This window comes from Rhizobium sp. BK491, from assembly GCF_014194925.1.
Classification (GTDB): Bacteria; Pseudomonadota; Alphaproteobacteria; order Rhizobiales; family Rhizobiaceae; genus Rhizobium.
Map to the genome: position 1 here is coordinate 747,457 of NZ_JACIAR010000001.1, position 12,265 is coordinate 759,721.

General features: G+C 59.6%; 10 protein-coding genes and 1 other RNA gene. All 11 read right to left on the reverse strand.

Annotated features, from left to right (window positions below):
* Positions 1–1,413, reverse strand: a complete 1,413-nt coding sequence (gene murD, locus FHX05_RS03715) for a UDP-N-acetylmuramoyl-L-alanine--D-glutamate ligase (protein ID WP_183870701.1) — start codon at positions 1,411–1,413, stop codon at positions 1–3.
* A 7-nt stretch (positions 1,414–1,420) separates the two neighbouring features.
* Positions 1,421–2,542, reverse strand: a complete 1,122-nt coding sequence (gene mraY / locus FHX05_RS03720; RefSeq protein ID WP_112334486.1) for a phospho-N-acetylmuramoyl-pentapeptide-transferase — start codon at positions 2,540–2,542, stop codon at positions 1,421–1,423.
* Positions 2,543–2,553: 11 nt separating this feature from the next.
* Positions 2,554–4,014, reverse strand: coding sequence for a UDP-N-acetylmuramoylalanyl-D-glutamyl-2,6-diaminopimelate--D-alanyl-D-alanine ligase (locus FHX05_RS03725; RefSeq protein ID WP_183870702.1), 1,461 nt, complete (start codon positions 4,012–4,014; stop codon positions 2,554–2,556).
* Entirely contained in the window at positions 4,011–5,474 is a 1,464-nt protein-coding gene (locus tag FHX05_RS03730; protein WP_183870703.1) for a UDP-N-acetylmuramoyl-L-alanyl-D-glutamate--2,6-diaminopimelate ligase, read from the reverse strand. The genes FHX05_RS03725 and FHX05_RS03730 overlap by 4 nt, the downstream gene beginning before the upstream one ends.
* A 66-nt stretch (positions 5,475–5,540) precedes the next feature.
* On the reverse strand, positions 5,541–7,295 hold the full coding sequence (locus tag FHX05_RS03735; protein ID WP_112334482.1) for a penicillin-binding protein 2: 1,755 nt from the start codon (positions 7,293–7,295) through the stop codon (positions 5,541–5,543).
* A complete protein-coding gene (locus FHX05_RS03740) occupies positions 7,295–7,816 on the reverse strand; it encodes a hypothetical protein (RefSeq protein WP_112605219.1) in 522 nt (173 codons plus the stop codon). The genes FHX05_RS03735 and FHX05_RS03740 overlap by 1 nt, the downstream gene beginning before the upstream one ends.
* A gap of 1 nt (position 7,817) precedes the next feature.
* The gene (gene rsmH, locus FHX05_RS03745) at positions 7,818–8,843 is read right to left on the reverse strand and encodes a 16S rRNA (cytosine(1402)-N(4))-methyltransferase RsmH (RefSeq protein ID WP_183870704.1); all 1,026 of its coding nucleotides are present in this window, start codon (positions 8,841–8,843) and stop codon (positions 7,818–7,820) included.
* Positions 8,844–8,857: 14 nt separating this feature from the next.
* A complete protein-coding gene (gene mraZ / locus FHX05_RS03750; RefSeq protein ID WP_183870705.1) occupies positions 8,858–9,298 on the reverse strand; it encodes a division/cell wall cluster transcriptional repressor MraZ in 441 nt (146 codons plus the stop codon).
* 429 nt (positions 9,299–9,727) lie between these two features.
* Positions 9,728–10,127: RNase P RNA component class A (rnpB, locus tag FHX05_RS03755), an RNA gene on the reverse strand.
* A gap of 67 nt (positions 10,128–10,194) precedes the next feature.
* Entirely contained in the window at positions 10,195–11,388 is a 1,194-nt protein-coding gene (locus tag FHX05_RS03760) for an FAD-binding oxidoreductase (RefSeq protein ID WP_183870706.1), read from the reverse strand.
* 77 nt (positions 11,389–11,465) lie between these two features.
* Entirely contained in the window at positions 11,466–12,023 is a 558-nt protein-coding gene (locus FHX05_RS03765) for a transglycosylase SLT domain-containing protein (RefSeq protein ID WP_183870707.1), read from the reverse strand.
* Positions 12,024–12,265: the final 242 nt, after the last annotated feature.

A 12,265-nucleotide genomic window follows, 5' to 3' on the forward strand; every position in this document is an offset into this window, starting at 1 on the left:
TCATTTGCCTCCAGTTGCTGAACCGATCAGCATGGTGACGCCATCGATAGCAGCGACATGGCTGACGAAGGCGTCGCCCCTGACCTCGAAATTCTTATACTGATCGAAGCTTGCGCAGGCCGGTGACAGCATCACCGCCGCAGACTCGTGCTCATCCCTGTCAGCGTCCGCGGCAGCATGTGCCACAGCGCGTTCCAGTGTGCCGGAAATTTCATAAGGCACCTGATCGCCGAGCGTCGCCGCAAAGGCGGGCGCCGCTTCACCGATCAGATAGGCCTTGGCGATACGCGGGAAGAGCGGCGCCAGACTGGTGATGCCACCCTCCTTCGGCAGGCCGCCGGCGATCCAGTAGATATTCTCATAGCTCGAAAGCGCAGGCGCGGCCGCATCCGCATTGGTCGCCTTGGAATCGTTGACGAAGACGACGCGCCCGCGCTTTCCAACGGGTTGCATGCGATGCTTGAGTCCTGGGAAGGATTTCAGACCAGCACGAATTTCCTCCGCGGAAACGCCGACAGAGAGGCAAGCGGCAATTGCCGCCGCCACATTCTGTGCATTATGGCCGCCGCGCAGCGTTTGAATACCGTCGAGATCGGCGATCTCGCTTGCCGCACCATTCGATGCCCGCAGGATGCGGCTACCTTCAGCATAGAGGCCATCCGCCAATGCGTGCCGGCGCGAAATTCGTGTGACCTTGCCGCCGGCTCGCTCGATGCGGTCGGCGATCAGGGAGGAATGGCTGTCATCGACACCGACGACGGCGACGTCGCTGCCCGCGACAAGCCGCTCTTTGATGTCGGCATAATGCTGCATCGTGCCATGCCGATCGAGATGATCGGGTGTCAGGTTCAAGAGAATGCCCGCCGAAGGATCGAGCGTCGGCGCCAGATCGATCTGATAGGAGGAGCATTCAACAACGTAGAAACGTCCGGCCTTCGGCGGATCGAGCGTCAGCACCGCCGTACCGATATTGCCGCCGAGCTGTGTGTCGCGGCCGCTTGATTGCAGGATATGAGCGATCAGCGCAGTCGTCGTCGATTTGCCATTCGTCCCGGTGATGGCGATGAAAGGGCAATCCGGCGCATGCGCCCGCCGCTCCCTGACGAAAAGCTCCACGTCGCCTACGATCTCGGCGCCGGCTGCATGAGCGAGATCGACGGTCCAGTGTGGCTTTGGATGCGTCAGCGGCACGCCGGGCGACAAAACGAAGACCGACAGGCCGTTCCAGTCAATCGTTCTCAGATCGGCGACCGCTATCCCTTCGGCAGCCGCCTTCGCCACGCTGTCCGGATTATCGTCCCAGGCCGTGACATCGGCGCCGCCTGCAACGAGAGCGCGCGCCGTGGCAAAGCCGGAGCCGCCGAGGCCGAAGAGAGCGACCTTCTTTCCGTTCAGCGTGGAGATAGGAATCATCGACGCCTCACCGCAGCTTCAGGGTGGAGAGGCCGATCATCGCCAGGATGACGGCAACGATCCAGAAACGCACGACGACCTGGCTTTCCGTCCAGCCCTTCTTTTCGAAGTGGTGGTGGATGGGCGCCATCAGGAAGACGCGGCGTTTCGTCATCTTGAAGAAACCGACCTGGATGATGACGGAAAGAGCCTCGAGCACGAAGAGACCGCCGATGATCGCCATAACAATCTCGTGCTTGGTGGCGACGGCGACCGAGCCGATCATGCCGCCGAGTGCCAGCGAGCCGGTATCGCCCATGAAGATGGCCGCCGGCGGCGCATTGAACCAGAGGAAACCGAGGCCGGCGCCGATGACGGCACCAAGGACTACGGCCAACTCACCCGTTCCGGGCACGAAATTGATCGCCAGGTAATCGGCAAAGACGAAGTTGCCGGCGAGATAGGAGATGACGCCGAAGGACGCGGCTGCGATCATGACGGGCACGATAGCAAGCCCGTCGAGACCATCGGTCAGATTGACGGCATTGCCGGCGGCAACGATGACGAAGGCACCGAAAAACACGAAGAACATGCCAAGATTGAGCAACAGGCTCTTGAAGAAGGGGAAGGCGACCGACGAGCCGAAGGTAGAGCCGGCCGGACCGGAGGACAGTGCCGTCGTCATCATGAAATATACGGCGATCGCGGCAATTACGAATTCGATACCGAGGCGCGCGCGGCCGGAAAAGCCCTTGTCGCTCTGCTTGGTCACCTTGAGATAGTCGTCATAAAAGCCGATCGCGCCGAAACCGAGCGTCACGAGCAGGGTGGCAACGACATAAACGTTGGCAAGATCAGCCCAAAGCAGCGACGAGACGACGATGCCGGCCAGAATCATCAGCCCGCCCATCGTCGGAGTGCCGGCCTTCTTGAAATGCGTCTGCGGACCGTCGGCGCGGATCGGTTGCCCCTTACCCTGACGCACGCGCAGGGAGGAAATGATTCGCGGCCCGAAGAGAAAAACGATCAACGCTGACGTGAACAGGGCACCGCCGGTACGAAACGTGATGTATCTGAACAGATTGAGGAATCTGAAGTGGGTACTGAAAAAATGAATATGGTCCGACAGTTCGGCAAGCCAGATCAGCATAAGAGCCCTTTCTAAAGCCCCTGATGGGTGTGGGGGCCCGTGTCGGAAAATGCGGGAAATTTGTCAAGCAAGCCCGCGATGATCTTTCCGAATCCCATTCCCAGCGACGATTTCACCATCAAAACATCGCCGGGGGCGACAGAATTGAGCGCGAATTCCGAGAGCTCCTCAGTCGTCTCGTGATATTCGACATGAACACTTTCCGGCAGCTCATCCCTCAAAGCCGCCATCTCCGGACCTGCCAGCCAGACATGCTCGATGCCGGCCGCAAGCAGCGGCCCCGCAAGGTTGGCATGAACGCGCTGCGCATAATCCCCCATTTCCAACATGTCGCCGAGCATGGCGACCCGCCTACCTAGCCGACCGCCGGCTCCCGCATGCGGAGAGGTCGTCGCTAGCAGCGCGATGGCCGCGCGCATGGAAGCGGGATTGGCGTTATAGCTTTCGTCGATCAGCGTGAAATAGCCGTTGCCGATCGCGCGCTTATGGCGTTGGCCCCTGCCCTTTTCAGGCCGCAGGTCGGCCAGCGCATCGACCGCCTGGTCGAGATCGGCCTCCACGAGCATGACGGCGCCAAGTACGGCGAGTGCATTTTCCGCGATATGGCGCCCAGGTGCGCCAAGCGCCACCTCCATGGTCTCGCCGCCGATCGTCAACCAAAGCGTTGAATTCTCTTCAGAAGCATTGAACTCGGCGAGACGGACATCCGCCTTCGCATGCTGGCCGAAGCTATGGATATGCTCGATACCGGCTGCCATGGCAGCCTTCTCCAGCATTTCGAACTGGTCGTTGTCGTGATTGAGAATGGCGTGCCCGCCAGGCACGACACCGTCGAAAATTTCCGCCTTGGCGGCGGCGATCTCACTGATACTATTGAAGTTGCCGAGATGAGCCGGCGCGATCGTGGTGATGATCGCCACATGCGGCTGCACCATCTTGACCAGCGGCCTGATCTCTTCGGGATGGTTCATGCCGATTTCGAAAACGCCGAAATCGGTATCCTCGGGCATACGCGCCAGCGTCAGCGGGACGCCCCAATGATTGTTGAAGGAAGCAACGGAGGCATGCACCTTGCCTGACGGGGTCAGCGCGCGCCGCAGCATCTCCTTGGTTGTCGTCTTGCCGACCGAACCCGTGACGGCGATGATCTTCGCCTGCGTGCGCTTGCGGGCGGCAACACCGAGCCGCGCAAGCGCCGCCAATACATCGTCCACGACAACCTTCGGTACAGTCAGACTGCCCATAGCAGGCAGGCGCGCCTCGCTGATGACGATGAAGGCTGCACCGTTCGCCATAGCGATATTGGCATAGTCATGACCATCGACGCGATCGCCCTTGATGGCGAAAAAGGCTTCCCCAGGCTGGATGGAGCGACTGTCTATGGAAATGCCCGTAATGCCCTCAGGCAACGCTCCGAAAGAGCGGCCGGAGATTGCAGCGATCAGATCCTCAGTTGTCCATAACCAGCTCAAGACTTCAAATCCTCCAATGCTTTGCGCAACTCGGCATGGTCGGAGAACGGCAGCGTGACGCTGCCGATCGTCTGACCTTCCTCATGCCCCTTACCGGCGACGATCAGCGTGTCGCCGGATTTCAGCAGGCCGACAGCCTTGCGGATCGCTTCGGCGCGATCACCGATCTCGGTCGCACAGGCGGCAGCCGCCATGATTTCCGCGCGGATCGTTGCCGGATCTTCCGAGCGCGGATTGTCGTCGGTGACAACGACGACATCGGCAAGACGGCATGCGATCTCGCCCATGATCGGACGCTTGCCGCGATCGCGGTCGCCGCCGCAGCCGAAGACGACGATGACGCGTCCCGTCGTGAACGGCCGCACCGAATTCAGGACGTTTTCAAGCGCATCCGGCTTATGGGCATAGTCGACATAGGCAAGCGCGCCGTCATGCGTGTGCCCGACCAACTCCAGGCGGCCCGATGCGCCGACCAGCTTCTCCAGCGCGGCCATGGCAACCGGCGCGGCAACACCGGTCGAGATCGCGAGACCGGCGGCGACCAGCGCATTGGCGATCTGGAAATCTCCGGCAAGCGGGATATGAACCTCGAAGATGTCGTCGCCGACATGCACCTCGGCGATCTGCTTATGGCGGAAGTGCTCGACGCGCTTCAACGTCAAAAAATCGCCCTTGCGCCCGACAGTACGGACATCATGCCCGGCCGCCTGTGCGGCGGCAATCGCCGACGCAGACCAGGCATCATCGGCAAAGATAACGGCTGGCGAACCCTTCGGTAGCAAGTCGCGGAACAGCCGCATCTTGGCGGCCATGTAGTCCTCGACCGTCGGATGATAATCCATGTGATCACGGCCGAGATTGGTGAACGCGGCGGCCGCGAGCTTCACGCCATCGAGCCGGAACTGATCGAGGCCATGGCTGGATGCTTCCATGGCCGCATGGGTAACGCCCTCGTCCGCCAATTCGGCAAGAAGCTTGTGCAGCGACACCGGATCGGGTGTCGTCAACGCGCCATATTCGTTGCGGAACGGAGAAACGACGCCTGTTGTACCTATCATGGCGGCCGGCTGGCCGGCATAGGCCCAGATCTGGCGCGTGAAAGAAGCAACGGAGGTCTTGCCCGCAGTTCCCGTCACCGCCACCATCGTTTCGGGCTGACGCCCGTAGAAGCGGGAAGCGGCGACAGCGAGGAACCGGCGCGGCTCGCCAACCTGCAGCAATGGCACATTACCGGCATCGGCCGCATGACCAGCAACTATAACTGAGGCACCGCGCGAAACTGCATCGGCAATGAAACTTGCTCCATCCGCCTTCGTGCCGGCGACGGCAACAAAAGCCACGCCTGGCGCCACCTTACGGCTATCGGCGGAGATCCCGCTTATCTCAAGATCGCCAAGCGCTCCGCCAATATGTGTGTTGAGTTCCGGAAACTCATTTCCGGCAATATCCCGCAAGTTCATCGAATGTACTTTTCGCCTTCTCGATCAGTCCGCCCCTCGCGAATCGACGTGTGTATTCTTTCACGCTTAATAAGACGCCAGCAAGGCCGAGTCATCTTTTCCAAAATTGGGCTGCACCCCGAGAATCGGCGCCGCACGGGCGACGATATCACGGGCGATCGGCAAGGCCGTGAAGGCCGAAATCGTCCCGCCACCGCGCTCGCCGCTCTTTGGCTCGTCGATGAAGGTCATGACGATGTATTGCGGATTGTCGATCGGAAACACGGCCATGAAGGTATTGAAGTTCAGAGTATTGGAATACCGGCCGTTGACCACCTTGTCAGCCGTGCCGGTCTTGCTGCCGACATTGTAGCCAGGAACGCGGGCGTTGCGACCCGAGCCCCTGGTGCCGTTGAACTCAAGCAGGAAGCGCACGTCATCGCTGGTGCTCTTCTTGACGACCATCTTGGCAATAGCGTCGGCCTGGTCGCGCGTTCGCGGCAGGAAGGTCGGCTCGATCAGCTTGCCGCCATTGACGAGTGCCGCTCCCGCGACAGCTGTCTGCAGCGGCGTCGTCGAGACACCGTGACCGAAGGAGATCGTAATAGAATTGATCTTCTTCCAGACGCGTGGCTGCGACGGCATTTTCACCTCGGGCAATTCGGTCTGCATCTTCGTGAGCAGGCCGATACGGGTGAGAAATTCCTTATGGCCTTCGATACCGACGAGATCGGCAATCTTGGCCGTGCCGATATTCGAAGAGTACTGGAAAATTTCGGGAACGGTCAAAACGCGCCGCTGACCGTGGAAATCCTTGATGGTAAAGCCACCAATACGGATGGGGTTGGTGGCATCGAAGGCGTTACGCAACGTCACCTTGCCATCATCCAGCGCCATCGCCATGGTGAAGGTCTTAAAAGTCGATCCCATTTCGAACGTGCCGTTCGTCATGCGATTAAGCCAACCTTCCGTGGCGCCCTCATTCGGATAGTTCGGATCGAAATCCGGAGCCGAGGCCATGCCGAGAACCTCGCCGGTATGGACGTCGAGAACCGCTGCACCCGCGCCCTTGGCCTGGAAATTCTTGACAGCATTGACGACCGCATCACGAACGATGCCCTGCACGCGCAGATCGATCGAAAGCTTCACCGGCTGCAGCGGCTGATCGTTGGTCATGCCCGCGGCAGCGAGGTCGGCGAGCCCCTGGTCGTCGATATATTTCTCCATTCCGGCAACGCCGCGATTGTCGATATTCACGTAGCCGAGAATGTGGGGGGCGGTCGTCCCGCCCGGATAGAAGCGGCGTTTCTCGGGACGGAAGCCGATGCCGGGAATGCCCAGTGCCAAAATCTGGTTCTGCTGCTTCGGCGTCAGCTGCCGACGCAGCCAGGCAAAGTGCGAGGACTTCGCCGAAAGCTTCTTGTAGGTGGATTTGGTATCGAGATCCGGTAGAACCTTGCGCAATTCCTCGACAGCTTCGTCCGCGTCGATGATCTTGTTCGGCTCGGCAAACAGCGAGACCGTACGGATGTCGGTTGCCAGCAGGGCGCCATTGCGGTCGACGATATCAGGACGCGAGGCCATCAGCCGATCCGGCGGCAGAATGCTTGACGTAATATCTGGTTTGGTCATGGCAAATTGCGCAATACGACCACCAATCACGCAGTAGATAGCGATGAAACTCCCAACCAATAGTACGACACGGCTTTTTGCCTGGTTGGACTTGCGCTTGCGCGCACCCTCGAATGTCGAACGGGAAAATCCATCGTTGGGGCGATTGTTGCCGTCCGTGGAGAAGTGGGCCTTGCTCTTCAGGACCATGATACGCGAAAGAAAAGACATTAATCCCTCACCGATCCCGTTGCCATGTTGTCGACATCCGGCTTCTTGCGCTTGGCAAGAGCGGGCGGTTTCGGACGCGGCGCCGGAGCGGCAGCAACATCGGCGATGGCCTTCCTGATCTGCGCATCCGTCGTATCGCCATTGCTCGGGGCCACCGACGCACCGCTCTTGGCACCGCCTGCCTTGCCGCTCTTTGGATCATTGGAGGCCGTTACCGTTGGCGGCGGAAGCTGCGAGCGTAACATCGGCAATTCACTCGGCTGAACGATCGCCGTCGAGAGCGTCGGCTGCAGCTGAAGTTCGCTATTGTAATTATTGACCAGGCGTTCCAGCCGGTTCGGCTGCGAAACCAGCGCCCAGTCTGCCTTGAGGAGATCGATCGTATCCCTCTCAAGCTTGATTTCCGATTCGAGGCGATGAACCTCTTCCAGCTTCAGCTCGGCACGATGCTTGATCGTATAGGTCACACTGGCCATTGCCGTCATGACGCCGATCAGCACAATGTCAAAGGTCTTCAGCATTTTAGCCCCCAAGCTTTCCAAGACTGGCGAGACTGGGCAGATCGAAGATCGAAAGATCTGCCGCCTCCGCCGGAGCCAAGGTGCGAACCCCCGCACGCAACTTGGCCGAACGAGCACGCGGATTGGCTTCCGCCTCGGCATCGCTCGCAGAAATCATCGACTTGCCGACCGGCTCGAAGGTGGCGGGCCGCTCGGTTACGATAGGCATATGACGCGACCCAACAGCACGGCCCGAGCGATCGGCGAAGAACTTCTTGACGATCCGGTCTTCCAGCGAATGGAAGGTCACGACGACAAGGCGCCCACCCGGCTTGAGGGCGCGCTCGGCCGCAAACAATGCCTGAGCCAGCTCGCCGAGCTCGTCGTTGACGAAAATGCGCAGAGCTTGAAAAACCCGCGTCGCAGGATGGATCTTGTCCTTCGCCTTTCGCGGCGTGACGACCTCGATCAGACCTGCCAGATCGCGGGTGGTCACGAAAGGGGCTTCCGCACGCCGCTTCTCGATCGCATGCGCGATACGCGGCGCCTGCTTTTCCTCACCTAGAAACACAAAAATGCGAATGAGATCGGCAAGCTTTGCACGGTTGACGACATCGGCAGCCGATACGCCGCTTGCCGACATGCGCATGTCGAGCGGACCGTTTTTGGTGAAGGAGAACCCACGCTCCGCCTCGTCGATCTGCATCGAGGAGACGCCGATATCGAGCACGACGCCATCGAGGCCGCCTTCAGGCGCATGCTCGGCCAGCCGAGAAAACTGCGATTGAATGAGTTTGAGATGGCCGGCATGGGCGGAAACGAGCGCCTGCCCCGCCGCAATTGGCGTCGGATCGCGATCAAGCGCGATTACATCGGCGCCGGCATTAAGAATGGCGGACGTATAGCCGCCAGCCCCGAACGTTCCATCGAGGATGATCTTGCCGGGCGCCGGAGCCAGCGCCTCCAATACCTCGGAAAGAAGAACCGGAATGTGGCGAACCGGTCCGCCACCGGCATCAGAAGAACCTCCGCCTGAATTCGCCGCCATTCCATTTCCCCGCTCTATTCCGAGCGCCTGCCCGCCAGCCTGCGCTCCTCTCGTGCCTGCGACTGCAAGGCCAGGAAGGCCTCCGGTCGCCACAGTTGAAAATGATCCGCTCGTCCGACGAAGGTTACCTCGCCCGCGATTCCGGTGAAATCGCGGATGAAATCCGTGACCATCAATCGCCCTTCGGCATCGAGCTTCATGAAGACCCCGCCCCCATGAATGAGGAGCGACATCTGGTTCGCCGCCGGCGAAAACGGATCGTCCGCCGCAATTTGCCGCTCGAAGCGATCGAGCAGATCGAGACCGCCGATACTGATTGCCGGAAACACAAAGTCCTGAAAGCAGTACAGCTCCTGGATATTGCGCTCGGCCAGCACGGAACGAAACGCCGCAGGAACGGAAACCCGCCCCTTGGCATCGATCCGGTTGGTCGCATTCGATAGGAAGCGGTTCATGACGCGAAACACCCGTTCCCCATGACCCGCAAGCCGCTACTCGCTTACAGGCACAGCCAAAATCGGACACAGCTTCGCAAGCCGAAAGAGCCGACACCCCTTCGACACCCCCAGAACAGGAGCGACCATGGCTTTGCGATGATTGGGCTCTGATTTGCCCTTGTGCAGTGTTCTTTTGGGATACCATGGGACCATATGGGCGTCAATGGGATGAAGCCACGTCAGACGTGGCCACAGCCTGAATATTCATAAGACGTTAAGTTTAACGAAAGGTTAGGATCGGCTTCAGGATACGTCCCGAAACGGATTGTTTTCACAGGTTAAAACCTTCGCCCGTCGGGCCTGGAAGCCTTGAAATTCAAGGCATTCGGCAGCTTCGAAAATTAGTTGGCGGAAGCGTTGGACGCGCCGCTCGAAGTGACGCGATGATTTGCCAGTTGGCCTGTAAGCCGGGTTCTGTATGGCTCCGGCCAAGGCCGGAACGTGGCAGCCATTCATCTGGGACGGCGCTTGCGCGACGCCTCATGCAACCCACCCGGATGACCGGCCCGGAAACAGGCTGGAGCGCTCGCGCGCTCCGTGTCATCCCTATTCGGTTTTGCTCCCGGTGGGGTTTTCCGTGCCGTCGCTGTTGCCAGAGACGCGGTGGGCTCTTACCCCACCCTTTCACCCTTACCCGATCCGAAAATCGGGCGGTTTGCTTTCTGTGGCACTTTCCCTGAGGTTGCCCCCGCCGGACGTTATCCGGCACCGTGTTTCCGTGGAGCCCGGACTTTCCTCACCCCATCGCCTTTCGGCATTGATGAAGCGCGGCTGCCCAGCCAACTGGCACAGGCTCATTAACCGAGACCGCCGGCAATTGCCACCGAAATATGCTGGTTTGTGAAGAGCGGATGTCAATTGCGGAAATACGCTGAGAAATCTGTGCCGTAGCCTTCATCCTTGATTCGACCTGTAAGCAGCAGTTCCGCCCCGAGCCGGCCGATTTCATCGGAGCTCTTGGCGGCCATGCCACAGCCGCCCGTCAGAACCGCCACGCGTGGCGAAGAGGTGTAGCCGATCATCGGGTAACCCGATGGCGAATAGGAAACGGCGCAGGAATTGGTGAAAGCCGGTGGCCGTCTGACGCCCGGGACTAGCCCGTGGAATATGCGCACCAGATGCTCGCGCGCCTTGTCGCGACCAGTCGTGCGGAACCAGGCACGCAGCTCCGTCTCGGTCGTGAATTGCAGATCATCGGGATCGCCACCAATCTTCATGTAATATTTGCCGTCCGGATAGCGGATCGGCGGCAGCATATAGATGCTGTCCACATCATCAGCTGCCTTCGATATCAGCGACGGCATGCCGGAAAGGGCTTCGGCTTCCGTCTCGCTCACTTCGAAGAAGGTGACCGTGCGACCATAAACTTTCATCTCAACAGGTCGCGGCAAGAGATTCTCGGCAATGGAGAAACCGCCGGCGGCGAGCAATATCTTTTCGGCGCTGAATGTCTCTCCCTCGGCGGTCGTCACGACAGCTAGGCCGCCCTCGTCGCGGATCGATAGCGCCGTCTGCTTGATGACCCGCGCGCCTGCCTTTTCCGCCAGCAGGGATTGTGCCTTGACGAGCCGGCGCGGGCTGATGTGGCCGGCCCCACGCGGTTCGAAAACCCCTTCGCTTCCCGATGCGAAGGAGAAAAAGGGAAACTTCACCTTGAGTTCGGCATCATCGAGGATATCGGTTTGCACGCCGAGCCGCCTGGCCGCTTCTACGACATCACCGATATAAGCTATTTCATCACCCCGCTTCGGCCCGACAACAAGGCAGCCGACCGGGGCGTAGAATTGAATGCCGCTATCTCGTTCGATATCCGCATAACGGCCGATCGAACGGTTTGCGAGACGAGCCCAATCCGTATCCGGATCGATCGTGCGGGTAATACGGCCCTCGTCATAATGACTGCCGAAAACACCCTGGTGATTGGCGCGATCTTCAGGTTCATCCGGCCCGATGACGGCGATGCCGTCGGTTTGTCTGGCCAGGTGACGGGCAGCCGCTGCCCCCATCATGCCTCGACCAACGACGATGAACCTGAAATCCGCTGCCATACCGTAACCCTCACCGATAGTCGCGGTTTCGATAGCACGGAAAGCGATTCCGCCCTACCCGAATCCTGGCTTGGATGTCAGTCCAGAAGTGCAAGCACCTTGCCGCAATAGCGCTTCGAGATCGGGTTCATGCGCGTGGCGCCATGGCCGGCATTGTATTTGAGGATGGTGTTGCAGGTCGGTCCGCCACCAAGATCCTGCGCCATGGCGAGATATTTCATGCCGAACTTGATGTTCGTTTCAGGATCGTAGAGCCCTTGGGCGCGACCCGTATAGCCCATCAGCTTGGCGGTCGCCGGCTTGATCTGCATCAGGCCGATTTCGCCTGCACTTCCACGAGTTTTCGGATTGAAATTGCTTTCGATCCGGATGACGGCGGTAGCGAGCTCGACTGCGACGCCGTTCTGCTTGGCATATTTGGCAATCAATGCGGAGTAGCGATTTTGCCGTGCGAAGGAGGTCTCTGCATCACGCAATTCGACGGGAACATTGGGAACCGGGAAGCCGGTAGTGCGGCTGACGATCTTGAGAGGAACAGTTTTCTGTTTTGCGTGGCGCTCGCCCGCAGAGGCGCAATCATATCCCATCAGCAGCACGCCCATGCATGCCACAGCCGCAACAATCAAATTTTTCATGTAGTCTTTTGTCTCCAGGGGTGGGACCGCGGATAGCCAAAGCCATCACGTCCGGCTGGAGGCAAAAAGAGCCGCCGGAATGCACAGTCCCCATTTGTCGTCTACGGCCGCGCGACACACAAACCCAGACGGCGCGACCGCCGTTCAGCGAGCGCCGTTAGACCAATGCAATGCGGAAATAATAGGGAAAAGCTATGGCGTAGCAGGGTGTTACGCGTTTTTGCATCTATAGCCGGCTATAA